The sequence below is a fragment of the Ulvibacterium sp. genome (assembly GCF_965228935.1).
Taxonomy (GTDB): Bacteria; Bacteroidota; Bacteroidia; order Flavobacteriales; family Flavobacteriaceae; genus Ulvibacterium.
The window spans coordinates 3,757,941-3,783,609 of record NZ_OZ245846.1 but is presented as its reverse complement, the minus strand read 5'-3'; the positions used below and the strand labels follow the sequence as shown (position 1 = coordinate 3,783,609).

General features: G+C 43.6%; 22 protein-coding genes. 10 read left to right on the top strand and 12 right to left on the bottom strand.

The features are described 5' to 3' along the window. Nucleotides 1-9: 9 nt before the first annotated feature. Nucleotides 10-1,119 carry a DUF2911 domain-containing protein gene (locus tag ACO06Y_RS16065; RefSeq protein ID WP_422080012.1) on the bottom strand — a complete coding sequence of 370 codons (1,110 nt, stop codon included), beginning with the start codon at nucleotides 1,117-1,119 and terminating at the stop codon, nucleotides 10-12. A gap of 244 nt (nucleotides 1,120-1,363) precedes the next feature. On the opposite strand from ACO06Y_RS16065, the gene leuC reads away from it, so the two are divergent. The 5 genes from leuC to ACO06Y_RS16040 all read left to right on the top strand — a co-directional run bounded on the left by leuC (nucleotide 1,364) and on the right by ACO06Y_RS16040 (nucleotide 7,141). Beyond that, nucleotides 1,364-2,782, top strand: a complete 1,419-nt coding sequence (gene leuC / locus ACO06Y_RS16060) for a 3-isopropylmalate dehydratase large subunit (RefSeq protein WP_422080011.1) — start codon at nucleotides 1,364-1,366, stop codon at nucleotides 2,780-2,782. 87 nt (nucleotides 2,783-2,869) lie between these two features. Next, nucleotides 2,870-3,466, top strand: coding sequence for a 3-isopropylmalate dehydratase small subunit (gene leuD, locus ACO06Y_RS16055; protein ID WP_422080010.1), 597 nt, complete (start codon nucleotides 2,870-2,872; stop codon nucleotides 3,464-3,466). Nucleotides 3,467-3,574: 108 nt separating this feature from the next. Then, nucleotides 3,575-5,092 (top strand): alpha-isopropylmalate synthase regulatory domain-containing protein, encoded by a 1,518-nt coding sequence (locus tag ACO06Y_RS16050; RefSeq protein WP_422080009.1) that lies wholly within the window; start codon nucleotides 3,575-3,577, stop codon nucleotides 5,090-5,092. A gap of 22 nt (nucleotides 5,093-5,114) precedes the next feature. After that, nucleotides 5,115-6,170, top strand: a complete 1,056-nt coding sequence (gene leuB, locus ACO06Y_RS16045; RefSeq protein WP_422080008.1) for a 3-isopropylmalate dehydrogenase — start codon at nucleotides 5,115-5,117, stop codon at nucleotides 6,168-6,170. A gap of 95 nt (nucleotides 6,171-6,265) precedes the next feature. Further along, complete coding sequence (locus ACO06Y_RS16040) at nucleotides 6,266-7,141, top strand: hypothetical protein (RefSeq protein ID WP_422080007.1); 876 nt, start codon at nucleotides 6,266-6,268, stop codon at nucleotides 7,139-7,141. A gap of 184 nt (nucleotides 7,142-7,325) precedes the next feature. Here ACO06Y_RS16040 and ACO06Y_RS16035 read toward each other — a convergent pair whose 3' ends face one another. From ACO06Y_RS16035 to ACO06Y_RS15985, 11 genes are all read right to left on the bottom strand, one after another. After that, on the bottom strand, nucleotides 7,326-8,531 hold the full coding sequence (locus ACO06Y_RS16035; RefSeq protein WP_422080006.1) for an MFS transporter: 1,206 nt from the start codon (nucleotides 8,529-8,531) through the stop codon (nucleotides 7,326-7,328). Nucleotides 8,532-8,830: 299 nt separating this feature from the next. Next, nucleotides 8,831-10,423 carry an NADP-dependent glyceraldehyde-3-phosphate dehydrogenase gene (locus ACO06Y_RS16030; RefSeq protein ID WP_422080005.1) on the bottom strand — a complete coding sequence of 531 codons (1,593 nt, stop codon included), beginning with the start codon at nucleotides 10,421-10,423 and terminating at the stop codon, nucleotides 8,831-8,833. Nucleotides 10,424-10,483: 60 nt separating this feature from the next. Further along, complete coding sequence (gene ilvC / locus ACO06Y_RS16025; protein ID WP_422080004.1) at nucleotides 10,484-11,959, bottom strand: ketol-acid reductoisomerase; 1,476 nt, start codon at nucleotides 11,957-11,959, stop codon at nucleotides 10,484-10,486. A 36-nt stretch (nucleotides 11,960-11,995) separates the two neighbouring features. Further along, nucleotides 11,996-12,526, bottom strand: a complete 531-nt coding sequence (gene ilvN / locus ACO06Y_RS16020) for an acetolactate synthase small subunit (RefSeq protein WP_422080003.1) — start codon at nucleotides 12,524-12,526, stop codon at nucleotides 11,996-11,998. A gap of 41 nt (nucleotides 12,527-12,567) precedes the next feature. Further along, a complete protein-coding gene (locus tag ACO06Y_RS16015) occupies nucleotides 12,568-13,152 on the bottom strand; it encodes an O-methyltransferase (RefSeq protein ID WP_422080002.1) in 585 nt (194 codons plus the stop codon). A gap of 50 nt (nucleotides 13,153-13,202) precedes the next feature. Further along, on the bottom strand, nucleotides 13,203-14,936 hold the full coding sequence (gene ilvB, locus ACO06Y_RS16010; protein ID WP_422080001.1) for a biosynthetic-type acetolactate synthase large subunit: 1,734 nt from the start codon (nucleotides 14,934-14,936) through the stop codon (nucleotides 13,203-13,205). Nucleotides 14,937-14,940: 4 nt separating this feature from the next. Beyond that, nucleotides 14,941-16,617 carry a dihydroxy-acid dehydratase gene (gene ilvD, locus ACO06Y_RS16005; protein ID WP_422080000.1) on the bottom strand — a complete coding sequence of 559 codons (1,677 nt, stop codon included), beginning with the start codon at nucleotides 16,615-16,617 and terminating at the stop codon, nucleotides 14,941-14,943. A 406-nt stretch (nucleotides 16,618-17,023) separates the two neighbouring features. Further along, entirely contained in the window at nucleotides 17,024-17,863 is an 840-nt protein-coding gene (locus ACO06Y_RS16000; protein ID WP_422079999.1) for a biotin-dependent carboxyltransferase family protein, read from the bottom strand. Further along, nucleotides 17,856-18,593, bottom strand: a complete 738-nt coding sequence (gene pxpB / locus ACO06Y_RS15995; protein WP_422079998.1) for a 5-oxoprolinase subunit PxpB — start codon at nucleotides 18,591-18,593, stop codon at nucleotides 17,856-17,858. Before pxpB ends, ACO06Y_RS16000 begins: the two co-directional genes overlap by 8 nt. Beyond that, complete coding sequence (pxpA, locus tag ACO06Y_RS15990; RefSeq protein ID WP_422079997.1) at nucleotides 18,590-19,327, bottom strand: 5-oxoprolinase subunit PxpA; 738 nt, start codon at nucleotides 19,325-19,327, stop codon at nucleotides 18,590-18,592. Before pxpA ends, pxpB begins: the two co-directional genes overlap by 4 nt. Next, nucleotides 19,328-20,521, bottom strand: coding sequence for an Nramp family divalent metal transporter (locus tag ACO06Y_RS15985; RefSeq protein ID WP_422079996.1), 1,194 nt, complete (start codon nucleotides 20,519-20,521; stop codon nucleotides 19,328-19,330). Nucleotides 20,522-20,765: 244 nt separating this feature from the next. On the opposite strand from ACO06Y_RS15985, the gene ACO06Y_RS15980 reads away from it, so the two are divergent. The 5 genes from ACO06Y_RS15980 (at nucleotide 20,766) to ACO06Y_RS15960 (ending at nucleotide 25,624) form a co-directional block, all read left to right on the top strand. Beyond that, nucleotides 20,766-21,209, top strand: a complete 444-nt coding sequence (locus ACO06Y_RS15980; RefSeq protein WP_422079995.1) for a hypothetical protein — start codon at nucleotides 20,766-20,768, stop codon at nucleotides 21,207-21,209. A 16-nt stretch (nucleotides 21,210-21,225) separates the two neighbouring features. After that, nucleotides 21,226-21,789 carry a hypothetical protein gene (locus ACO06Y_RS15975; RefSeq protein ID WP_422079994.1) on the top strand — a complete coding sequence of 188 codons (564 nt, stop codon included), beginning with the start codon at nucleotides 21,226-21,228 and terminating at the stop codon, nucleotides 21,787-21,789. A 122-nt stretch (nucleotides 21,790-21,911) separates the two neighbouring features. After that, the gene (locus ACO06Y_RS15970) at nucleotides 21,912-23,024 is read left to right on the top strand and encodes a pyridoxal phosphate-dependent aminotransferase (RefSeq protein WP_422079993.1); all 1,113 of its coding nucleotides are present in this window, start codon (nucleotides 21,912-21,914) and stop codon (nucleotides 23,022-23,024) included. 461 nt (nucleotides 23,025-23,485) lie between these two features. Continuing rightward, a complete protein-coding gene (locus tag ACO06Y_RS15965) occupies nucleotides 23,486-24,574 on the top strand; it encodes a Gfo/Idh/MocA family protein (RefSeq protein WP_422079992.1) in 1,089 nt (362 codons plus the stop codon). 186 nt (nucleotides 24,575-24,760) lie between these two features. Continuing rightward, nucleotides 24,761-25,624, top strand: a complete 864-nt coding sequence (locus tag ACO06Y_RS15960; RefSeq protein WP_422079991.1) for a hypothetical protein — start codon at nucleotides 24,761-24,763, stop codon at nucleotides 25,622-25,624. Nucleotides 25,625-25,669 lie beyond the last annotated feature (45 nt).

Genomic DNA, 25,669 nt, shown 5'->3' with positions numbered 1-25,669 from the left:
ATTCGTTTTTTAATTGATGCCTTCCCCGTTTTCGAGTTTGGTGATATTGGTCGCAATAGCGTTTTTGTTCAAGTCATCGGGGGCCCTTTCCGCTGCTATCTTAATGTGCTTAAGTGCCGTTTTGTAATTGCCTACCGCAGAATAACCTCTTGCCAGGCCATAGTCTACCGGCCAGGTTCCCTTATTCTTTTTGGCGTTCATCTTAAACACTTCCAAGGCCTTTTCCTTTTTTCCCTGGGCTATCAATTGCCTGCCATAGCCATGTATCTCAAATACCGTGGCCATTTCCAAGGCTTCATCCATAAGGGCCTCTGCTTCGGCCGTTTTCCCTTGTTTGGTCAGAATCTGCGACTTTATGTTCAAGTTATTATAGTTTTTTTCACTAAAGAATTGACCTGCAATGGCAGCATCTATCCAGCCCAGTGCCTCGTCCAAATCCCCATCATTGTTCAATGCGAAATTTGCGGCCTGCTCCCAGGATTGCCGACTAAATCCCGGAACATCCTGCAACTTTTGACGTATATCGGCCAATACAACATCGGTGACATCCACCTCTATTTTAAACGGGATTTGTTTTTTCTCCCAATTAAGGGCCAGAACGGCCGAATTGGCATCAACCTTGTCGAAGGTAAAGGTGAGTTGCTCCGTGTGCGGAATTTCCTTGGTCTCTACATCTACCTGAAGCGCATCTTCGGAAGGCTCATAGAAATAGCTGCCCCATGCACCATGGTTCTTTGAGAAAATTATGGTCGCTCCCCCATCTTCCTCAACCACCATATGAAGACCATATTTTCCAGCTGCTAAAGATTGGCCCTCTATTTTAACGTCATCGGTAAATTTGATCGTTGTATTTTCATTGGCTCCGGCTCTCCAGGGTGATTCCTTGGCGGTTCCAAATCCTAGGTTGTTCATCCCATAAGGAACCAGGCTCCCCCAAATTTCCCTGTCGTTTACACTTGGTCTGGAATATATGACCGAGATATCCGTAATTCCTATACGTTGGGATACTTTGGCCATCTGACTCCCCCTAGGCAGATCTAACTGGGCAATGGTTTCCGTCATAAGGAACAATGTACCCATAAAGGCAAGCATTAGGCCTTTCCTGTAAAAACGTTTCATAATTTCTTGTTTTGATTTATAAATTGCTTGAGTTGTTCACCTTACAAGGTATTTATACCAAAAGCTCAAAACCGTTACCATTGTGTTAAAATTGGAATTCCGTGTGTTAAACAAAGTACCAAATGACCTAAAATTCCACCATCCAGTTTGACATACATGTAGTTGAACATCGTAATTTTCCACAGCAATAATTTCCTAAAACCACTCTATTTCATAGTTTTGTACGCTTCTAATGGGGAGAAATATGAGTACGAAAAGAACACTGTTTGACAAAGTTTGGGATTCTCATGTGGTACAGCGCATTGAAAATGGTCCCGATGTTTTATTTATCGATAGGCATATGGTGCACGAGGTGACCAGTCCCGTCGCCTTTTTGGGTATAAAAAGTAGGGGTATCAAGGTTATGCATCCGGAGAAGACATTTGCCACGGCCGATCATAACACACCTACCATAAATCAACATCTTCCGGTTAAAGATCCACTTTCAGCGAACCAATTAAAAGCCCTGGAGGAAAATGCCAGAACACATGGTATTTCCTACTGGGGATTGGGGCATGAAAAAAACGGCATCGTTCACGTGGTTGGACCGGAATACGGGATTACCCTGCCCGGTGCAACTATCGTTTGTGGGGATTCGCATACCTCCACCCATGGTGCCTTTGGTGCCATTGCCTTTGGAATAGGGACTTCCGAAGTGGAGATGGTCTTGGCCACCCAGTGTATTATGCAGACCAAGCCCAAAAGCATGCGTATTAACATTGAGGGAACCTTGAACAAGGCGGTAACGCCTAAGGATGTAGCCCTGTACATTATTTCCCAATTGACCACTTCCGGTGCCACGGGTTATTTTGTGGAATATGCCGGCGAGGTATTTCGGAATATGAGTATGGAAGGCCGTATGACGGTTTGTAATCTCAGTATTGAAATGGGTGCCCGTGGTGGAATGATAGCCCCTGACGAGCGAACATTCAACTATGTAAAAGGAAGGGAATTTGCCCCAAAAGGTGCTGATTGGGACAAGGCGATGGACTATTGGAAGACCTTGCCAACAGAAGAAGATGCCGAATTTGACAAGGAAGTCACCTTTGATGCCGCTAATATAGAACCTATGATTACCTATGGTACCAATCCTGGAATGGGTATCGGAATTTCCAATGGTATTCCCAAGGCCGAATCTGTTGAGGGAGGTGTGGCCACATACAAGAAATCGCTTCAGTATATGGATTTCAATGAAGGGGACAGTATGATGGGCAAAAAAATAGATTATGTTTTCCTAGGGAGTTGTACCAACGGTAGAATCGAGGATTTTAGGGCATTCGCCTCTATCATAAAAGGTAGAAAAAAGGCCGATAACGTTACCGCATGGTTGGTGCCGGGTTCCCATAAGGTGGAAACGGCCATTAAGGAAGAAGGTATTCTCGATATTTTAAACGAAGCCGGATTCGAACTGCGTGAACCGGGTTGTTCCGCTTGTTTGGCCATGAACGAAGATAAGATTCCCGCCGGAAAATATGCGGTAAGTACTTCCAATAGGAATTTTGAAGGAAGACAAGGTCCCGGGGCAAGAACATTATTGGCAAGCCCCTTGGTAGCTGCAGCAGCGGCCGTTACCGGAAAGGTCACCGATCCCCGTGAGTTGATGGAAGAAATTATTGCAGGTTAGCAGTTGTCGGTTGCCAGTACTATTCAAAATGCTTGCGTCATCAACTAAAACCATCAACAGACAACTAAAACGAACAACTATTAAAAAATGGCATACGACAAATTTAATATACTTACTACATCAGCGGTACCTCTTCCCATAGAGAACGTGGATACTGATCAGATAATCCCGGCACGATTCCTTAAGGCAACGGAGCGAAAGGGGTTTGGCGACAACCTATTTCGGGATTGGCGCTACAATTCAGACGATAGCCCGAAAAAAGATTTCGTGTTGAACAACCCAAAATACAGCGGACGTATCTTGGTGGGCGGTAAAAATTTTGGATCGGGTTCATCCCGTGAGCACGCGGCCTGGGCTATTTACGACTACGGCTTTCGGTGTGTGGTCTCCAGTTTTTTTGCCGATATATTTCGAAACAACTGTCTTAATATCGGGGTACTTCCGGTTCAGGTAAGTCCTGAATTCCTAGAAAAAATATTCAAGGCCATAGAAACCGACCCTACTACCCAATTAGAGGTACATCTTCCCGAACAAACTATAACGATTCTTGAAACCGGTGAACACGAAAGTTTTGATATTAATGTTTACAAAAAATCCAATATGTTGAATGGTTTTGACGACATTGATTATTTGTTGAACATCAAGGAACAGATTCAGGAATTCGCAGCGAATAGGCCTTTATAAAATAGGCCGCTAGAGGGTATTTAAATCTGGAAATCTGTTGAATTAAATCTATTGGAAGATTAGAAAGATTACCGCGCTTTGCCCGTAAATATAGAAATACAAAGAAAAATGGGGAAGAGAAAACTGGAAATAATGGATACCACCCTTAGGGACGGGGAACAAACCTCTGGGGTGTCCTTTTCAGCATCGGAAAAATTGACTTTGGCCAAACTACTATTGGATGAACTCAAGGTGGATCGTATAGAGGTCGCGTCGGCCCGGGTATCCGAAGGGGAACTGGAGGCGGTAAGACAGATTACGGAATGGGCGGCCTTGGAGAATTATTTGGATCGCGTTGAGGTGCTCACTTTTGTCGACGGGGGTGTTTCTTTAAAATGGATGGAAGAAGCCGGTGCCAAAGTCCAAAATTTGTTGAGCAAGGGATCTTTGAACCATCTGACCCACCAACTGAAGAAAACACCCGAGCAACACTTTGCCGATATCGCCAAAGTTTTTGAATTGGCCCATGAACAAGGTGTAACGACCAACGTATATTTGGAAGATTGGAGCAATGGTATGCGGAATTCCAGGGAATATGTATTCCGATATCTCGATTTTTTGGCAACACAGCCCATAAAAAGGCTATTGCTTCCGGATACCTTGGGGATTCTTACCCATACGGAAACTTTTGATTACTTGTCCGAAATCCTGGAACGTTATCCAGGTTTCCATGTAGATTTCCACGGTCATAACGATTACGATTTAGGTGTTGCGAATATTATGGAGGCTGTTAAAGCAGGTTGCCACGGACTTCACCTAACGGTTAACGGAATGGGGGAACGTGCCGGTAATGCCCCAATGGCCAGCGCAGTTGCCGTAATCAACGATTTTTTGCCGGAGGTTGAAATCAATATCAACGAATCCTCGTTGTTTAAGGTAAGTAAATTGGTATCTGCCTTTACCGGATTTGGTATCCCGGCCAACAAACCTATCGTTGGGGATAATGTTTTTACGCAAACAGCTGGCATACATGCAGATGGAGATAATAAAAATAACTTATACTTTAACAGCCTTTTGCCTGAACGGTTCGGGCGAAAACGAAAATACGCCTTGGGAAAAACCTCGGGCAAAGCGAATATTCAAAAGAACCTACAGGAGTTGGGACTTACTTTGAACGATGAGGAATTGAAAAAAGTAACCGCCCGGATTATTGAATTGGGCGACAAAAAGGAAAAAGTCACAAAGGATGACCTACCTTATATTATCTCCGACGTTCTGGATAGTGACACCTTTCAACAAAAGGTCTTTGTTAAATCCTATGTGCTCACCCATTCCAAGGGGTTAAAGCCTTCGACTACGGTTTCCGTTGAACTCAATGGGAAGACCTTTGAGGAAAACGCCCAAGGGGATGGACAATTCGATGCCTTTATGAATGCATTACGCAAAGTGTACCGTTCCGAAAAACTGGAATTGCCTAAACTGGTCGATTATGCAGTACGTATCCCACCGGGCAGTAATTCCGATGCCCTCTGTGAGACCATCATCACTTGGCAGGACAACAACACCGACTTTACCACTCGGGGATTGGATTCCGATCAGACCGTTTCGGCAATTAAGGCCACGGAAAAAATGCTCAATATCATTTGATTAAAACCAACATAAATAGTTTATGAAACTAAACATAGCCCTTTTGGCCGGGGATGGCATAGGCCCTGAAGTAATCGAACAAGCCGTAAAAGTATGCAATGCCGTTGCAACGAAATACGATCACGAGATTAATTGGACTCCGGCACTTACCGGAGCGGTAGCCATTGATGCCGTCGGGGAACCCTATCCTGATGAAACCCATGAAATCTGCGCCAGTTCGGATGCCGTTTTATTCGGGGCAATCGGACATCCAAAATTTGATAACGACCCGTCCGCCAAGGTTCGCCCTGAGCAAGGGTTATTGAAAATGCGTCAAAAATTAGGGCTCTTTGCCAACGTTAGGCCCACATTTACATTTCCCTCCCTAATTGACAAATCCCCTTTGAAGCGAGATCGAATAGAGGGTACGGATTTAATCATTTTGAGGGAACTGACCGGAGGTGTGTATTTTGGGGAAAGAGGCCGAGAGGACAACGGAGATACCGCCTTTGATACCATGACCTATCAACGATTTGAAATTCAACGTTTGGCCAAAAAGGGCTTTGAAATGGCCATGAAGCGTTCCAAAAAATTATGCTGTGTGGATAAGGCCAATGTTTTGGAAGCTTCCCGCCTATGGCGTGAAACGGTTCAAGCTATGGAAAAGGATTACCCGGAAGTAGAGGTGTCCTACGAATTTGTGGACGCCGTGGCCATGCGCCTGATACAATGGCCCAAGGATTATGACGTAATCATTACCGCCAATCTTTTTGGCGATATTTTAACGGATGAAGCTTCCGTAATATCCGGTTCAATGGGCTTGATGCCTTCTTCCTCCGTGGGAAGCAAAGTCTCCCTATATGAACCTATTCACGGTTCATATCCACAAGCCGCTGGAAAGGATATTGCCAATCCCCTGGCTACGGTACTTTCTGCAGCCATGCTTTTTGAGGATTTTGATTTGATCGCGGAAGCCCAGGCCATTCGAGATGTAGTCAATAAATCTTTGGCCGAAGGCATCGTGACCGAGGATCTGGCGGACGGCGGAAAGGCCTATAAGACCAGTGGGGTCGGTGACTGGCTGGCGAAAAATTTATGATGTTTTTCCTTTTTAAGAAAAAATATTACAGGCCGTACATCGTTATATTAGATGGATTTCCTTGCATCTGACTAATTCATAACAATCAATTATACATGTTATATCTGCCACTTTTAGAGTCTTTTTTAAGAAGGACTCTATCACTTTCATTTTTTTTAACCATTTGCATTAGTTGTAGTAGCGACAGTGATTCAGAAGGATTAATTGAAGAAGAGCAACAGATGGAATGCAGTATACCACTCTTTATACGCTATTCAAATACACAAACATATAAATTGATTTATGACTATTTAGGAAGGCTTAGCAAGGTAGACGCCGGCAATATTAGTGACGAAAATAAGTTTTCGGAGGAATTTGGACAAGATTATGGATTGAGTTACAAAGGAGATACCATCTTTGTAGACTTTTTGCCTACGGATACAAGGGTTTTGACCATATTAGTCAAAAACGATAAGGTAAGCGAACTAAGAAGAATCTATTTTCCATCTGGGAATACCAATATATGGGATTTTCAGTACACACCTAATAGCATTAGAGTGAACTTTAACTACTATGACTATGGCTTGCAAAACACCTACAATTGGGGGTTTGCAGACTATAAATTAGATGATAAGGATAATGTTATCAGTGTTTCTAAATATGAGTATGATAGAGGTAATCCAACAGAATATTACATCACAGAATCACAGGTTTTAACCCATGACAATTCTCAAAATATATGGCATGGATTTCACATCCCCTTTTTTACTCAGACGTTTTTTCCCGACAGCCAGTATTTCTCAAAAAACAATGTTTTAACGATCGAAACAACAAGGTTCAACGAAGACGGATCTGAAAATTGGACGTTGCAGGAATCTTATGATTATACATATAACGAGCAAGGATTACCGATTCAAAGTACTTCTTCCACGGGTGATCTACAATACTTCTCGTATATAGGTTGCCCTAATTGGGCTTGGGACGATAATTAAATCGTGACCGAAGATCTAGCGGACGGCGGAAAGGCCTATAAGACCAGTGAGGTCGGTGACTGGTTGGCGACTAATATTTGATGGACACAACTTAGATTTCAGGTAAACTGAACGAATGGACAAAGGCCCCAAAACGTTCTAGAACGTTTTGGGGCCTTTGTTTTTATACCATATACCTACCCTATTATGGACGATAGGCCAATCTTTTATACCGTCTGGTTTTTTGTTGCCTATATACCAGTATACTTAAGGCTATCCCCACGCCTATCGCGGCCAATACCGCTCCTACCAATCCCGCATATACAATTCCATAACCATAGGCTATGGGTAATCCGGCCAGATAGGCCCCAGAGGCATTACCCATGTTGAAGGCGCTTTGATTCATCGAAGACCCAAGCATTTCCGATCCCTTGGATGCATTGATAATAGCCATTTGAATAGGGGTCGCTACGGTAAACGAAGCTGTACCAATCAAAAACGTCATTATCAAAATAGCATAGGGGTTCATGGCAACTATGGCATTGATTATCAACAAAGCGACCATAATAGATAAACTAACGGCCACAGCCCGTAATGGTAAAAACCATTCGGCCATTTTTGCCCCAATAAAGTTACCCATGACCATTCCAAGTCCTGAAATAATCATAGCATAACCTATGACGTAATCTCCTAATCCCGCCACTTCGGTGATTAAGGGCGCAATATAGCTGTACCAGGCAAAGAACCCACCCGTACCAATAGTAGTCAATAGAATCAGGACCCACAGCTCCTTGTTTTTGAGACCTTTATTCCCATTGGATTCAAGGACTGGGGGCAACTGCGGTAGTTTTGGCATCCAAAAATAGATACTGGCCATGGTAACCAATCCTACGATTCCCACCATGTAGAAGGAAGCGCTCCAGTCATAGTGATGACCAATGTAAGTTCCAATAGGGACTCCTATCACATTGGCAATCGTGAGGCCGGAAAACATAACGGCGATCGCCTGTGCAATCTTGCCGGTTTTCGCCAATCTACCGGCAACAACGGCACCAATTCCAAAGAATGCCCCATGGGGCAGGCCGGATAAAAACCTTGAAATCAAGAGAGTGGTATAGTTTTCGGCCAGGCCGGACAAACTATTGAACAAAGCGAACCAAGTCATTAAAAGCAATAATGTCTTCCGGGAATCCATCTTTCCGCCCATTTTGGTAAACAAAGGCGCTCCTATCACAACACCCAAGGCGTAGGCCGCTATCGCATGACCCGCCTGTGGTATGGAGATATTCAGCCCCAGGGCGACATCGGGCAGTATTCCCATAATAACAAATTCCGTTAGCCCAATGCCAAAACCTCCTACTGCCAAGGCGATGAGAGCTTTTCTATTTGTACTATTCCTATTCGTTTCCATATGAACAATTTTTTGTTTCCAATTGTTAGGCCGAACGACTTTTTACGTTGTCAGGCCAAATTTTATGAAGACAAAATTATTTTAGGAAACCATGGGGCAGCTATTCGTTTTTATCGTGTTTATGTGCAGTATTAACCATAACTCGAATGAATATCGATACTACATGGTAATTTTTGACACTTGGTGGTTACTCCTATGATCCCCAAGAAAAACCGGATAGAAGTTAGGGAGTGAAGAATGCTTTAAAAGCGAACATACCTCCCCAAATATGGGGAGGTGTCATCATAACAATTGGTACTTTAAAGAATATAATCTGTACTTACAAAATTGGAGAGTTTGATGTCCAGCAATTTTTCTACCGTTTCATTATTGAGATCGTTGTCCTTAAAAGCCACGAACGTGCGTACGGAAAACGACCGGAGGGCATCATATACACTTAAAGTAGACTGTGCCGAGTCCTTTCTTCCCGTAAATGGATATACATCAGGGCCCCGTTGGCAGGAACTGTTCAAATTGACCCGGCACACTAAATTTACTAGGGTATCGATAAGCGGTGCAAGTGCATATACATCCTTTCCAAAAAGGCTTACTTGTTGACCATAATTGCTTTCGGCCATATCATCCAACGGTTCTTGGATGTCAGAAAATGAAACCACAGGAATTACAGGGCCAAATTGCTCCTCCTCATACACGCGCATATCCTTCGTAATGGGATGTAACACAGCGGGCCATATGTAATTGTGGGTCTGTTGTCCTCCCTTTTTGTTCCACACTACGGCACCTTTCTGTACGGCATCGTCTATCAGCTCCTGAATATAGGCGGGTTTATCCGGTTCGGGTAATGGGGTCAGTTTGGCGCCATTATCCCAAGGATTACCAAATTTCAAGGAATCTACTTTTTCCGCAAAACGCTTTAGAAACTCTTCCTTAATATACTCGTGTACATAGATTACCTTAAGTGCGGTACAGCGCTGTCCATTAAAGGATAGGGTCCCGGCAATGCATTCGTTGATGGTCAAATCCAAATCGGCATCGGGCAAAATAATAGCCGGATTCTTCGCTTCCAAACCTAAAACCAATCGCAATCGGTTACTTTTTGGGTGCTGATCCTGCAGGGCGTTGGCCGATTTACTATTCCCTATCAAGGCCAAAACATCTATTTTCCCGGTCTGCATTATCGGAGCGGCCACTGCCCTGCCCCTACCGAATAAAATATTGACAACTCCCTTGGGAAAACTGTTCTGAAAAGCTTCCAAAAGTGGTGTAATCAACAAGACCCCAAATTTGGCCGGCTTAAAAATGGTAGTATTCCCCATGATAATCGCCGGTATAAGAAGGGCAAAGGTCTCGTTCAGGGGGTAATTATAAGGCCCTAGACAGAGTATTACCCCTAAAGGCCCTCTTTTGATATGGGCGTATACCCCATCGTACTTCTCAAATTTAGCGGCGTCCCTATCCAATTGTTTATATTCTTCAATAGTATCCCGGATATACTCTACCGTCCGATCAAATTCCTTCTGGGAGTCGGGCAAGGACTTGCCAATTTCCCACATTAACAATTTGACAATTTCATCCCTTTTGGTCTCCATTTGCCCCACAAATTTTTCCATGCATTCTATCCTGTCCCGTACGTGCATGGTAGGCCATACCCCTTGTCCCTTATCATACGCCAAAAGTGCGGCATCCAAGGCTTTTAGGGCTTCGGGTTCTCCCATATCCGGTATACTGCCTAGAAGTGTGGGTCTATACTCCTCGGTTGAGGAAATGGTAGAAACTATTTCGGTGGTGTTTCCGACCCACTCCTGCATTTCCCCATTGATCAAATACTTTTTTTGATGGATGGGCCCATCAATTTGAAACTCGGCCGGTATGATTGTTTGTGTTGTTTCCATAAAAAATAACTATGTAATCGATATGATAAAAAAATCCCCGATTTCTCAGGGATTCAATTGTTAAACAATGGGTTTCATTGCGGTCATGGACTCCCTGAGACGGGATCCGACAATCTCTACCGGATGTTCCCGGAGTGATTTGTTTACCGCAATCAATTTGGCATTATCCACCCCTGTATCCTTACCTTCAACGTAAGGAGTGCCAATGACGTCAGCATCTATTTTTTCCATGAAATCCGCTAATAAGGGCTTACAGGCATGATCAAACAGATAACAACCATATTCCGCCGTATCCGAAATTACCCTGTTCATCTCGAATAATTTTTTTCGAGCTATGGTGTTGGCGATCAAAGGTGTTTCATGCAGGGATTCATAGTAAGCGGACTCGCCAATGATTCCGGATTCCGTCATGGACTCATACGCCAATTCTACGCCCGCCCTTACAAAAGCGACCATTAAAACACCATTATCATAATACTCCTGTTCCGAGATTTTATCATCTCCGGCCGGAGTCTTTTCAAAAGCTGTTTCTCCCGTGGCGGCCCGCCATTCCAATAAGTTTTTGTCGTCATTGGCCCAATCTTCCATCATGGTCTTGGAAAAATACCCTGTCATGATGTCGTCCATATGCTTGTGGAATAGGGGTCGCATAATGTCCTTTAACTCTTCGGAAAGCTCAAAGGCTTTTATTTTTGCCGGATTGGACAAGCGGTCCATCATATTGGTGATTCCTCCATATTTCATGCCTTCGGTAACGGTCTCCCAGCCATATTGAATCAATTTGGAAGCATATCCGGGTTCAACACCTTTCTCGATCATCTTATCGAAACAAAGAATGGAACCGGTTTGTAGCAGACCACAAAGAATGGTCTGTTCCCCCATTAGGTCGGACTTTACCTCGGCGACAAAGGAAGATTCCAAAACTCCTGCCCTGTGGCCACCCGTACCTACGGCGTATGCCTTGGCCTGTTCCAGACCTTTCCCTTGGGGATCATTATTCGGGTGAACCGCGATCAAGGTCGGTACGCCAAATCCCCTTTTATATTCTTCCCGCACCTCGGAGCCCGGGCATTTTGGGGCAACCATGATTACGGTAAGGTCCTCACGTATTTGCATTCCCTCCTCAACGATGTTAAAACCATGGGAATAGGACAAGGTAGCTCCTTTCTTCATCAAGGGCATCACCGCATTGATAACACTGGTATGTTGTTTGTCCGGTGTTAGGTTAATGACCACATCGGCTTCTGGAACAAGTTCTTGGTAGGTCCCCACCGTGAAACCATTTTCTGTTGCGTTCTTATAGGATTGGCGCTGCTCCTTTATGGCCGCTTCCCTAAGGGTGTATGAAATATCGAGTCCTGAATCCCGCATATTTAGGCCCTGGTTCAGGCCTTGGGCACCGCAGCCTACAATAACGATTTTCTTTCCTTTCAATGCGGATACGCCATCCGAAAATTCATTGGATTCCATGAATCTACACTTTCCCAATTGTGCTAATTGATCTCGTAAGGATAGCGTATTAAAATAATTTGCCATTTTGTGTTCTCGTTTTAATATTTAAAAGTTTAGGTTTTACTTATCTTGATAAAAATCTTCCAACATAGCGGTAATGGGCATCTCTGCTTTCGTAACGGTTATCCGCCCGGAACGGACAAACTGCATAATCCCAAAGGGTTCCAGCGCATCATGCATTTCATCTATTTCATGGCGCCTACCTGTCTTTGCCAATACAAAGAAATCCCGCGAAACGGTAACTATCTGGGAATTGCTCTCTTTGATGATGTTCTGTATTTGTCGCTCATCGAACAGCAAATGTGATGCAATCTTAAACAGGGCGGACTCCTGATAAATAGTTTCATCATCGGTATGGTAGAAGGCCTTTATGACCTCTATCTGTTTTTCAATTTGAGCGACAATCTTACGGGTCCAATCCTCTGTGGTGTTCACTACTATGGTAAACTTGGAAACATGTTCAATTTCTGATTTTGAGACATTTAAGCTTTCTACATTAATGTGTCTCTTTAAGAATATCCCTGATATCCTATTCAACAACCCTACATTGTTCTCAGAATATACGGATATGGTGAACCATTGTTTTTTCATAAATCTTTTTTTAATAGACTTTGACGGGCTTTGAACACCTGTCAGGTCTCAGTTTTAACGGCCACGATCAATCCTGTGGACCAGTTCATTTTTGTAAGATTGAAATCTTTTCTTTTTTCCAAATAGGCAACCAATCCATCTACATTTTCCTGATGCCCTTCCGGCCAATTGGGTTGGGCCGTCATATCATCAACCACATAAAAACCGCCTACTTTTACCAAATTAAGGACTTCATCGATTTCACTGTACTTTCCCGGCCAGGCATCCGCAAAAATCAAATCGAATTTTGCCCCGGAATACGTTTTTATCCAAGTGGATGCATCTTGGCAGAGGATTTGGATTCTTGGATCGTCCCCAAAATATTCCTCAGCGATGGCAATCAATTCTAGGTCGTTATCCACCGTTACCAAAACCGATTCGTTGTCCATTCCATCCACCATCCAGGACAGACTTAGTCCTATTCCGGTACCCAGTTCCAAAAAACTGCCTTTGGGTCTGCTCGTTACCAAAGTTTTCAACAACGAACCTATGTAGAGATCGGAAGGCATCGTAAAGCCTATTTCAATACACCTACGTTCAATTTCCGAATGGATTTTTGGCTTATCAAGAATATGGGTATCGTTCATGATCCGGCTTGGATTAGACCTATCGGTTTCGAAAACTCAAAAAATCTTTATTATTTCAATCGAATATCGGATACCGAAGCACCGGATGGTATCATAGGAAACACATTATCCTCTTTTTCCACCCTAACCTCAAGGAAATATGGGTTTTTAGAAGCCATCATTTCCTGAACCGCCTCTTTTAAATCCTTACGTTCCGTGACACGTTTGGCCTCTATATGATATCCTTCCGCAATCTTTACAAAATCCGGATTGGTCATGACCGTAGAGGCGTACCTGCTCTCAAAAAAGAGTTCCTGCCATTGCCGCACCATGCCTAAATGGTCATTGTTGAGTACTACAATCTTTACAGGAATATTATGTTGAAAGATGACACCCAACTCTTGAATGGTCATTTGGTATCCCCCGTCCCCTATAATGGCCACGACCTCCCTGTCCATGGCGCCCATTTTGGCCCCAATTGCCGCAGGCAACGCAAAACCCATGGTTCCTAATCCTCCTGACGTTATATTGCTTTTGCTATTCTTGAATTTGGCATATCTGCAGGCTACCATCTGATGTTGACCAACATCCGTAACCATAACGGCATCATGCCCCGAAGCCAAATTGATTTCCTCAATGACTTCTCCCATAGTTAGGCCTGGTTTGGTGGGATGCAGGTCCTTTTCTATCACCTGTGCAAACTCTTCCTCATATTTCTTATCAAACTCCTTGCGCCACTTCTCATGGGAGTTTTCATTGATAAGCGGAAGTATGAGCTCCAAAGTAGTTTTGGCATTGCCCAGTACTGCAATATCTACGGGAACATTCTTATTGACCTCAGCGGGATCGATTTCAAAATGAATAATCTTTGCTTGTTTGGCATAGGTATCCAAATTACCAGTCACCCGATCATCAAATCGCATTCCAATGGCAATAAGAACATCACATTCGTTGGTCAGTACATTGGGCCCATAATTACCGTGCATTCCTACCATACCAACATTCAAGGGATGGCTGGTGGGCAGAGCGGATTCTCCCATGATGGTCCATGCCGCCGGAATCCCGGCTTTTTCAACAAATGCTTTCAAAGCCTCCTCGGCCTTTCCCAAAATAACCCCTTGTCCCCAAACGATATAAGGCTTTTTCGCCGCATTGATCAATTCCGCCGCTGCCTCAATGGCTTTTATACTCGGTTCCGGTACGGGCTTATAGCTACGTACTCCCGTACATTTTTCATAGCTAAATTCAAATTCCTCAAATTGGGCGTTCTTCGTAATATCGATAAGAATCGGGCCAGGACGACCGGACTTGGCGATATAAAATGCCTTGGCCATGACTTCGGGAATTTCCGCAGCCTTGGTAATCTGGTGGTTCCATTTGGTCACGGGAGTGGATATTCCTATGATATCCGTTTCCTGAAACGCATCCGATCCCAATAAATGTCTTGGAACCTGTCCCGTAATGCAGACTATGGGAGTAGAGTCTATTTGTGCGTCAGCCAGTCCGGTAACCAAATTTGTTGCTCCCGGACCGGAAGTTGCCATGGCCACCCCTACATTTCCGGTAACCCGGGCGTATCCCTGGGCCGCATGCGTAGCACCTTGTTCATGCCTTGTTAAAATGTGTGTCAGCCTATCCTGAAACTTGTACAACTCATCATAGACCGGCATAATCGCCCCTCCGGGGTAACCATAGATCAAATCTACGCCTTCTGCCAATAAACAATGGATAATTGCCTCGGCACCGGTAATCTTGATACCTGTCTTCTTCGTGGACTGATCCTTTTTCAATTTTATTGTTTCCATACAACTATATCTCATCGGTAACACAACCCTGGGAGGCCGATGATACCGTTTTTGCATATTTATATAAACTACCTCTCTTTACCTTTAGATCGGGCTGCTTCCAATTGGCACGCCTTTGTTGGAGTTCTTCATCCGTTAGATCTGCTGAAATAATATTCTTCTCGGCATCTATCGTTATCATATCTCCATCCTGAATCAGGGCAATATTTCCTCCCTCCTGGGCTTCCGGCGAGACGTGTCCAACCACAAAGCCATGCGTTCCTCCGGAAAAACGTCCGTCCGTGATCAAGGCTACTTCCTTTCCTAACCCGGCACCCATAATTGCCGAAGTAGGCTTCAACATTTCGGGCATCCCTGGGCCTCCCTTAGGGCCTTCATAACGGATGACCACTACATTGCCTTTCTGCACCAGACCCGCTCCAATACCCGTATTGGCCTCGAATTCACTTTCAAAAACTTTGGCGGGACCGGTAAAGTGCAATCCTTCCTTACCCGTTATTTTGGCCACAGCGCCATCCTCAGCCAAGTTTCCATACAATATCCTTAAATGACCGGTAGGTTTTATAGGTTTGTCCAATGGCATTATCACCTGTTGTCCCTCTGCAAGACTAGGTACTTCAGCAAGATTTTCGGCAACCGACCTTCCCGTTACTGTCATACATTCGCCATGTAACATTCCGTTTTCCAGCATAAATTTCAGTACTGCCGGGGTTCCTCCTACCTTGTGGAGGTCTTCCATAAGGTAACGGCCACTGGGCTTTAAATCGGCCAAAAAAGGCGTGCTATCACTAATGCGCTGAAAATCGTCCAAGGTGAAATCCACATTGGCGGCCTTGGCTATCGCCAAAAAGTGCAAAACCGCATTTGTGGATCCACCGGTTAAAATCACCAGCCGGATGGCATTTTCCAACGATTTTTTTGTGATAATATCACTGGGTTTCAAATCTTTTTCCAAAAGCTTTTGCATGGCTTTTCCGGCTTTTAGACAATCGGGCTTCTTGTCCTTTCCCGTAGCGGGATTGGACGAATTATAGGGCAGTGCCATCCCAAGGGCCTCTATTCCGGAAGCCATGGTATTGGCCGTGTACATGCCGCCACATGCTCCTGCGCCCGGACAAGCATTTTGGATTACCCCCTTATAATCCGCTTCATTCATTGAGCCTGCGACTTTCTCGCCCCAAGCCTCAAAAGCGGAAACGATATCCAGCTTTTTATCTTTATAACACCCAGACGCAATGGTACCACCATAAATCATAATGGATGGTCTATCCAATCGTATCATGGCCATAAGGGCACCGGGCATGTTCTTGTCACAGCCTACTATGGTAACCAGCCCATCATAGTTCATGGCCTGTACCACGGTTTCCATGGAATCGGCAATAATATCCCGGGAAGGAAGTGAATAACGCATCCCAAAGGTGCCCATGGAAATCCCATCGCTTACACCTATCGTATTAAATATCAATCCTACAGATCCTCCCTCGGCGACTCCTTCCTTAGCATACTTTGCCAAATCGTTCAAATGCATATTGCAGGGATTTCCCTCATAGCCTGTGCTTCCAATCCCAATAAACGGTTTCTTCAAATCTTCCTCGGTAAGTCCAATGGCATAAAGCATGGCCTGTGACCCTGGCTGGGTGTCATTTTGGGTGATGGTCTTACTGTACTTGTTTAATTCCATTTTTATCCTAACAATTTATTCGGTTTGGTATTTTTTGACAATCAAAGATAAATCTTTCCTCTACCGCATTTTTTTAACAAAAAAGATTGGTCTAAATCCAATTACCATAATATTTATTTATAACTCTAATAATCAGATAAATAGGTCATTAATCCATATCATATTCAATAGAAACTATAGGGTTCGCAATCCGCACCTCATGCGCTCTTATCAAAGAAAAAGCCTGTATCAAATCGTATTCGATACAGGCTTTCCATCAAACAATGCAAATCCGTATCATCCACCTAGGCAGACGACAAGAACCACATGATTTATATTAGGATTTTTATCCATGCCCCAATATTACATAAAAAAAAGATAGTGACAAAACTTGCCTTTCAACTTTATTTTTAGGGAATCGAAAACATTAGCCCAATTTAAATGTAATCGTGTCACCAAATTTCTTTTGGGCCAAAATAGAGATGGCATGGTCCGAAAGTTGAAATATTCTAGGATACCCCCCGGTCGTTTGGCCGTCCTTCATCAATATCATGATCTTCCCGGATGGCGTAAGCTGTACCGTTCCCGGCAAGGTGGCAGAGGTCAGCATGCTTACCTTATGCCCTGCTATATGTTCCACTAGCTGATAGGCCATACGATCGTTTTCGTTAGCTACAGTAAACTCCTTAAAAAACAAGGCTTCCAACTGCTTATCGACCAAAAGCCCATATTCAGGCCCCTTGGAAACGGCCAATACCTTATTGTCCAAAACGGAATCGACCTTTAATTCAACGATCTTAGGGGAAAACACTTCACAGCTATCATATGGAATGGTCTCGTTGTCCTCCAAATGGCTCTTGGGCGTCACTGGCGCATACATGGAATGGCTTCCTAATATTTTATCTGTCCTGAAACCATTTTTGACGGCCAGATAACTTCGAAAACCCTTTTCCAGTTTACCATAGGACAAGACGTCACCCGGTAAGACTTTATGTACTTTGAAGTGTCCAATAGGATTATTGTTCAAGGTCACGGAATGCTTTGCACCTCCAATACATATAAACGTGGGTTTATCAAATTCCAAGGTAGGCCCCGTCATCGTAATCTCCATTATCGCAGAATTCACATTATTCTCCAAAAGCTGGTTGACCTTATGGGCGGAAGCTGTATCCATAAAACCGGCAACGGGCACTCCTTTGTTCAGGTATCCAAACCTTCCCGCATCCTGAATGGTTGTAAACAGACCTGACTTTAATACTTTAAGCATCCCATTTGGTTTTTTCCAATTTATAAATGCCCACTTCTCCCTCGATTTTGAACAAATCGTATTCCGCTTTAGTAATGGAGTAGAATTGCACCTTATCCCCTACGTTGACAAAACAGGGGTCTTTCTTTTTAGGATCGAACATTGGCACTGAACAGCTTCCGATAATATTCCACCCCCCTGGGGATTCCTGCGGATAGATCCCGGTTTGTTTAGCTGCCAGACCAACCGAGCCTTTTTTTACCTTAAGCCTAGGTTCCGCCCTTCTAGGGACTTCCAATGATGGCGGTAAACCGCCCAGATACATAAATCCAGGTAAAAACCCTATTCCATACACCGTATAAGTATAACTTGTATGTAGATTTATGATTTCTTCTACATCCTTTTCCAATTTTTCCGAAACACTCTTTAGATCTATACCAAATTCCAGGTCGTAACAAACCGGAAGTCGCCAAATGTATCTTTGGGGCAAGGATGTTTCTTCCAATTGGGCATACCACGTTTTTAATTGTTCTTCAAATTCCGAGAAATGGATCGGTGCCTTTCTGTAAATTAGGGTCAGTGAATTATACGCCGGAATCATCTCCCATTCCTCTTCATCTAAATGGTTCACCTTGAGATGGTTTTGAAATTGTAGAATATTTTCCAGGATGGCCTCGTTCACTTCATCGGGCCATTCTATTAAAACGGCATGTACGCCAAAAGGTCGTATGGAGATTGGATAGTGGGTCACTTTTTTAGTTGGATGTTGTGGTTTGGTAATTCTTGGGAAAGATACGATACAATTTGTAAAGCAAAAGGGTTATCGCCATGAATACATATGGTATCCGCCAAAATATTGGTTGAATCTTCATTAGATAGTTTTACCTTTCCGCTCTTTACAATGGAGACTACTTGTTGCAGTACCTCCTTTGGGTCTTTAATGACGGCCTCGGGCAAACTTCTTGGAACCAGACTTAGGTCGCTTCGGTATCTTCGATCTCCAAAAGCTTCATATAGTATGGAAAATCCCTGATTTATGGCTTCTGTGGCCATGGCCGAAGCGTAAGGCACATAAATAGGTATTTCGGGTTTGTGCTTTTCCAATGCTTCCAATACTGTTAGGGCAAGGTTGTTGTCCCTGGCTACATCATTGTACAGCGCCCCATGTAACTTTATATGGTGTAAATCCAATCCTTCTTCTGTTAGGATAGCCGCCAGGCTTTCAATTTGTTCCTGGATGGTCTCGATTAATAGATTTTCGGCAATATCCATGGAAACCCTTCCAAAATTCTCTTTGTCCGGATAGGAAGGATGTGCCCCGATCCTCACGCCCCACTGCTTGGCCAATTGTGTGGTTTCTATCATGGTCCGTTTACTTCCGGCATGTCCTCCACAGGCAATATTGCAGGAAGAAATAAAAGGAAATAGTTCCCCTTCGTTTCCTATCCCTTCCCCTACATCGCAATTGATATCGATCTTATCCATCTAAAACAAATTGAAAACCTTTAAAATGCCCTTGACCCCTAGAAAAATTGCAAGGGCAATGATAATAACCCCTACAACATTCGCCAATGTCCCGTTCCGATGCCTTCCCATTAGGGTCGACCGGTTTACCGCCCACAACAAAAAAATAGCCGTGAACGGTAATAAAATACCATTGGCTATTTGTGCGAACTTGATAATTTCTATGGGTTTTATCCCCAAGGACATAACCAAAACCCCAAGAATCAAAATAATTATCCAAACCGATCGGAATCTGTAATCCTGCAATCCGGCTTTCCATCCAAAGCAACTATTTGCCACATAGGCCGCCGCCAAAGGGGCTGTTATGGCCGAAGTTACCCCTGCCGCGAATAATCCAACGCCCATGCAATATCGTGCTGCATTTCCGTAAAGAGGCTCCAGCCCTTTGGCCAAATCGAGTACCCCGGAAACTGTCCCCCCAGGAATAGCGGCGGCCGTAATGATTATAGCCATTGAAACAAGTCCGCCCAACGTCAAAGAAAAAAAAGTATCCCAACGGGCCCATTTCAAATCGTCCGTTGTTTTCCATTTTTCACTTACCAAAGAGGCATGAAGAAAAAGATTATAGGGAACCACGGTGGTTCCCACCAAAGCCACTACCATTAAGACACTTTCTTGGGGTAAGGTAGGAACAAGGATTCCTTCTAATATTGCCTTGAAATCCGGTTTGGTAATCCAAGCCGTAATCAGGAAAGAGAAGCTCATGACGATAACCAAAGAGACAAATACTTTCTCCAAAGTCCTATAATTGCCTAGATAAAGTAAAAGGAACGCAAGAATCCCTATACTAAAGGGATAGTAGTCCGTTCCTTTGGGGCCAAAAATCGCTTCAAGCCCTAAAACACCACCACCTATATTACCTCCTTCATAGGCTGCATTGCCTATGACTATGGCCACAAGTATGATTCCGATAATCAGCTTCCGCAAAAACGGGGACCTGATTTCTGAACGGATTACTTCAGCCAGACCATTTTGGGTGATAATTCCCAAACGAGCGGACATTTCCTGTAGTACCACGGTAGCGGTGATGGATAACACCATGGCCCACAAAAGAGCGTAACCAAATTCTACTCCGGCCAATGTACAGGTCGTAATGGTGCCCGGCCCTATAAAGGCTGCCGCTATCAAAACTCCCGGGCCTACTTTTTTAAACATATTTTCAGCAATACGATAGTTTTAATAAATATAAGCGGTAAAGATTTAAGTTATTCCTGGCAGGGCAATAATTTCACAACGGTTTTAACATTTTTCAATGCAGTTCATCTAAAAAATTGCAGTTCATCTAAAAACAAGGTGTCATACATCGATGTTACATACTATTCCTAAAATTACCCGGTTATTAGTATCACAAATCAACTTGTTCCGATCCCTATCGGTACAAAAAAATTGACCTACTTAAATGATATGTTTGGAATGTAAGAAGGAACTGGGCTATCAAGAGCATAGAAATTCCATGGAATCCCTAGGTGTAGAATTATGTCCCCAGCATCTAGCGCGTATGGAAAAACTGATGAAAAAAAAGGGAACACCATTGGAAGCGATTCAATTGTATTACGGATTAAAGGAAGCTGGTGTAACCGCCATGCTGGAATGGTGGGACGGAAAAAAATCAATAGATATAGCCATTTCCAGAGTGAAGTTGAATATTGAAATAGATACGGAATATCATATGATGACCCATGAACAGGCCATAAACGACCTGGAAGAAACCATGCACTCCTTCAAGAACGGTTTTACCACTATCCGTATACCCCATGTATTGATCCGACATTATTTGAAAGAGACCGTCGACAACATCATAGGTATTATGGAGGGATTAAAAGCAAATGTAAAAGTTATATAACCTAAAGACAGATTTCATGTCAGTATCCCACAGAGTTTTAAAAACACCCATAAGGGTGTCCATTGCCATCTTACTTCTAGGTATGTTGGCCCAAGTGCTTCAATGGCCGTATGCCTCGGAAATTATGCTCCTTGCTTTTGGGGCCATCGGTGTTTTGTATACCATACGTTTTTGGAAAAAAACGGAAAAGCGATTCATTGATTACGTTAAACTGATTCTAGTGGTCTTTTGGACTACCAACGGCATCTTTAGGATATTGGATTTCCCGTACACCATAGTCTTCCAGGTAATCATAGCCGTTTCCTTTCTCACCTGGTTCGTTATGGAGGGAACCGCCTACTTCCTGGACGAGGATAGAAAAGCCAAAAACAGTTTATCCCAAATTTTATGGAACTGCGCCATGGTAGTGGGCACCTTGGCCATTATATGTGGTAGCTTGTTGAAAATATTGAATTGGGACTATGCCATGACGCTTTTTGCGGGAGGTATTGCCATTGTGGGAGCGTACATCCTTAAGGACGTTTTTCCCATGAAGTCCTTGAAAAATGAGGACGGGAGCAACGAGGAGTTTCAAGTATAAATTGGTATCCGACCCTGTACCCTTCCATCCATTTTGATAATACCAAAGGTTATTGAGCCGAATCCTTGAGGCTCTCAAATCTTCATTTATTATTTGTATCTTATTTCTCATAAGAACGGCTTATGAGAAACTTAGACCGAAGAAACTGGTTGAAAACCGTTGGATTATCGGGCGGCTTCGCATTGTTTAATGGATTGGATAGTTGGGCCGTGGATTTTCCCGAAAGGCCTTTTCCTCCAAATGGCACGATTCGCCTTAATGCCAACGAAAATCCCTACGGGCCATCCAAACGGATACGGGAAACAATCAGTTCTTCCCTGGACGAGGCCTGTCGTTATCCTTTTAGGGCATTGTCCGGCCTCGTGGACGGGATTGCAAAAAAAGAAGGGGTGACCAAGGATCATGTTGTGATTACGGGCGGTTCCACGGAAGGATTGCGAGCAGCCGGGCTTACGTATGGTATCGGTAACGGAGAGATTATAGCGGCTGATCCCACTTTCCATGTTATGATGCACTATGCCGAGACTTTTGGTGCCCGTATACATCGCGTGCCCGTGGACGAAGAAATGGTCCATGATTTGGATGGCATGGCCCAAAAGGTGAACCAAAAGACCAAATTGATTTTTATCTGCAATCCCAATAATCCCACGGGAACCATACTGGAGAGAAGTAAACTTGTGGATTTTTGCACTTCATTCGATACCAAAACCACCCTGTTCGTTGATGAGGCCTATTACGATTTTATTACCCAGGCCGAGTACCCTTCCATGGTCGCTTTGGTCAAAAAAGGGCGAAATGTAATCGTATCCAAGACCTTTTCCAAGGTCTATGGCCTTGCTGGACTTAGGGTTGGTTATCTTATCGCCAGACCGGATATTGCCGTTAGATTAAAGGCAAGTGTAATGGCCAATACCAACATTTTGGCCATAGAGGCCGCCAAGGCCGCATTAAGGGATGACGATTTTTATAAATTTAGCCTACTTAAAACCGAGGAGGCCAAAAGGCATATCTATGACACACTGAATGATCTAGGACTCCATTATACCCCCTCCCATACCAATTTTGTCTTTTTTAGGGCAGGCCATCCCATTCAAAATCTGATATCCGCCATGCAAAAAGAGAATGTTTTGATCGGCAGGCCATTTCCTCCTTTTTTGAAATGGGCCCGTATTAGTACCGGAACCCTAGAGGAAACAAAGGTCTTTGGCAAGGCGTTAAAAAAGGTTATGGGCTAACATGGCCTATAATCGACTGTATTTCATCGATTTTTTCGTACCATTCATCCGAATAATTGCTTTTCCGGTTCGATATAAAATAGGTCATTCATCGATTTTGTTTCCTTTTACCGAGTATTCTTTGCTTTACACGGAGCTTCTGGTTGCATTTCTCCCTTACCATTGTTTCTTTATGGAAACCCTACAATCCAATGGACAAAAAAACAGCTTCAACGTATTTGGTCTACACTTTTTGTACATTCTGCATTCTTTGGGCCTTCTTTGTACTTCTTATAAAGTTGTACTAATTCCATTCTTCCGCCCTAATTCGTGTACGAATCTTTATAGTTATATCCAGGTTTTTCAATTTTAAGAGATTACTGGTCTGTATTTCGCGGTAGTCTTAATTTTTTAAATACCCTATCGGTAACGATTGATTTTTTCAAATTCTTGTCGTACTTTTTAATCCAAATCGAGAAGATATGAAAACACAACGACGGGAGTTTTTACAAAAGACAGGTATAGCGGCCGCTGCAACGGTTTTGGCCCCTAATATATTGGTATCCGCAAAACGATTACAAAACAAGAAATTGGGCGTAGCATTGGTAGGCCTGGGATATTACAGTACGGATGTATTGGCTCCTGCGCTGCAATTGACGCAACACTGTGAACTTAAGGGTATTGTTACCGGGAGTCCGGAAAAAATTCCTGTTTGGCAAGAAAAGTATGGTATCCTGGATAAAAACGTATATTCCTATCAAAACTTTGATGGTATAGCCAACAACCAGGATATAGATGTGGTTTACGTTGTGCTACCACCCTCCATGCATGCGGAATATACGATACGGGCCGCAAATGCAGGCAAACAGGTATGGTGCGAAAAACCTATGGCTCCTTCCGTAGCCGATTGCAAAGCCATGATCAAAGCCTGTAACGATAACAAGGTGAAGCTGGCCATTGGTTATCGGTGTCAGCATGACCCGAACATTCAAGCTTACATGAAGGTAGCCAAGGAGAAACCCTTTGGTCCTGTAAAAATGGTGACTTCTGTCGCAGCTTACTTTGATGGGCGATCAAATCACTGGAAACAGAAAAAAGCCTTGGGAGGTGGTGTTATGGGAGATATGGGCGTGTACGCCATTCAGGGAGCGCGACTCGCTACAGGGGAAGAGCCCATTTCCGTTCTGGCCCAGACTTTTACCACCAGGCCCGAAATATACCACGAGGTGGAAGAGACCGCCATGTTCCAATTGGAATTTCCAAGCGGGGCAAGGGCCGCATGCCAGACCAGTTTCGGTATCCGTATGAACTATCTCAATATCGTTTATGATAAAGGATGGGTTAAAATGGAGCCCCATTCCTCTTATAGTGGTAATAAAGGTTCAATGTCCAATGGAACGCAAATCAATTTTCCATTGGAAAATCAACAAGCCAAACAAATGGATGATGACGCCCTTGCCATCAAAAACAATACTGCCTTGATCGTTCCCGGGGAAGAGGGACTGCGGGATATCCGTGTTGTTGAAGCTGTTTATAAGTCGGCCGCCAAGGACTGTTTAGTAAAAATATAAATAAGGAGGTACAATAATCGTGTTCCTTTTGATTTAGAATCACCTCTTTACCTTTTAAAAATGCTTGAATAAACGGGTTTATGGCATTATTATGAGAAAATTATCTCTACATTGCCTGTTTTTTACAATACAACATTCTTTTTTTCGTTAATTCTATATCAAAAAAAAATTCAAGAAATTCTTCAGGTGAAATCTTCCTATACTAAATACTCCCGTATTACATGGAATACATGTCTTCTCGTTTTCGGCATTGGCGTATTGTTTGTTTCAAATGGCTATGCTAATCATGAGTTTCGGGCTTCCCATAAAGCGGATTTGTCCAAACTGCCCAAAACCGCCATCAAAATCACCTATCCCCATAGCCAAACGATCTGGACTACTGCGGACACGGTGACATTGAAATGGACCACAAGGAATATTGAACGCGACAAAACCATAAAGTTCTATTTATCCAAGGATGATATGGTTGTACAAGAACTCGGTGTTTTTGAAAATTCGGAATATGCGGAAGGAATTATACTTCATAGAGGCTTGCCCGCGGGAGACAACTATAGGGTTATCGGAATTGAACTCTTCCCAGACGATAAGTACAGTATCGCTAAATACGCCACAGCATTTTTCACCATTAAAAAAGCCCCCAGGCCAACAAAACGAGTGGCGCCAAAACCTGTTGAAAAACCGGCCAAACCAGTTGTCCGCAACACTTTTGAAGGCCGAAAGCTGACCTATGTAAAAGAACTGACTGTAAAAGGCAAAGAAATACGAATAAATCTCTGGGACCATGGACGAAAGGACGGCGATATCGTTTCCATATATCTAAATGGGGAAGCGGTGGTCTCCGAATATTATTTGGAATATCGAAAAAAGACCTTTGAGGTGCAATTGGACCCTTCCAAACCCAACGACCTCTTCCTTTATGCCCACAACCTTGGCAAATTCCCTCCCAATACGGTTTCCATAGAAATACTGGACGGAACGGACTCCGAGAATATTGTGCTCAATTCGGACTTGAAAAGTTGTGAAGCCGTTTTGATCAATGTGGAAGAGTAAGCAGCTATCCAAAACTTCCGAAATCAAGGTCGATTTTTTGACCTA

Coding starts and splice junctions, on each gene's coding strand:
- ACO06Y_RS16065 (WP_422080012.1), bottom strand. CDS start 1,119: ATGAAACGTTTTTACAGGAAAGGCCTAATGCTTGCCTTTATGGGTACA.
- leuC (WP_422080011.1), top strand. CDS start 1,364: ATGAGTACGAAAAGAACACTGTTTGACAAAGTTTGGGATTCTCATGTG.
- leuD (WP_422080010.1), top strand. CDS start 2,870: ATGGCATACGACAAATTTAATATACTTACTACATCAGCGGTACCTCTT.
- ACO06Y_RS16050 (WP_422080009.1), top strand. CDS start 3,575: ATGGGGAAGAGAAAACTGGAAATAATGGATACCACCCTTAGGGACGGG.
- leuB (WP_422080008.1), top strand. CDS start 5,115: ATGAAACTAAACATAGCCCTTTTGGCCGGGGATGGCATAGGCCCTGAA.
- ACO06Y_RS16040 (WP_422080007.1), top strand. CDS start 6,266: ATGTTATATCTGCCACTTTTAGAGTCTTTTTTAAGAAGGACTCTATCA.
- ACO06Y_RS16035 (WP_422080006.1), bottom strand. CDS start 8,531: ATGGAAACGAATAGGAATAGTACAAATAGAAAAGCTCTCATCGCCTTG.
- ACO06Y_RS16030 (WP_422080005.1), bottom strand. CDS start 10,423: ATGGAAACAACACAAACAATCATACCGGCCGAGTTTCAAATTGATGGG.
- ilvC (WP_422080004.1), bottom strand. CDS start 11,959: ATGGCAAATTATTTTAATACGCTATCCTTACGAGATCAATTAGCACAA.
- ilvN (WP_422080003.1), bottom strand. CDS start 12,526: ATGAAAAAACAATGGTTCACCATATCCGTATATTCTGAGAACAATGTA.
- ACO06Y_RS16015 (WP_422080002.1), bottom strand. CDS start 13,152: ATGAACGATACCCATATTCTTGATAAGCCAAAAATCCATTCGGAAATT.
- ilvB (WP_422080001.1), bottom strand. CDS start 14,936: ATGGAAACAATAAAATTGAAAAAGGATCAGTCCACGAAGAAGACAGGT.
- ilvD (WP_422080000.1), bottom strand. CDS start 16,617: ATGGAATTAAACAAGTACAGTAAGACCATCACCCAAAATGACACCCAG.
- ACO06Y_RS16000 (WP_422079999.1), bottom strand. CDS start 17,863: ATGCTTAAAGTATTAAAGTCAGGTCTGTTTACAACCATTCAGGATGCG.
- pxpA (WP_422079997.1), bottom strand. CDS start 19,327: ATGGATAAGATCGATATCAATTGCGATGTAGGGGAAGGGATAGGAAAC.
- ACO06Y_RS15985 (WP_422079996.1), bottom strand. CDS start 20,521: ATGTTTAAAAAAGTAGGCCCGGGAGTTTTGATAGCGGCAGCCTTTATA.
- ACO06Y_RS15980 (WP_422079995.1), top strand. CDS start 20,766: ATGATATGTTTGGAATGTAAGAAGGAACTGGGCTATCAAGAGCATAGA.
- ACO06Y_RS15975 (WP_422079994.1), top strand. CDS start 21,226: ATGTCAGTATCCCACAGAGTTTTAAAAACACCCATAAGGGTGTCCATT.
- ACO06Y_RS15970 (WP_422079993.1), top strand. CDS start 21,912: ATGAGAAACTTAGACCGAAGAAACTGGTTGAAAACCGTTGGATTATCG.
- ACO06Y_RS15965 (WP_422079992.1), top strand. CDS start 23,486: ATGAAAACACAACGACGGGAGTTTTTACAAAAGACAGGTATAGCGGCC.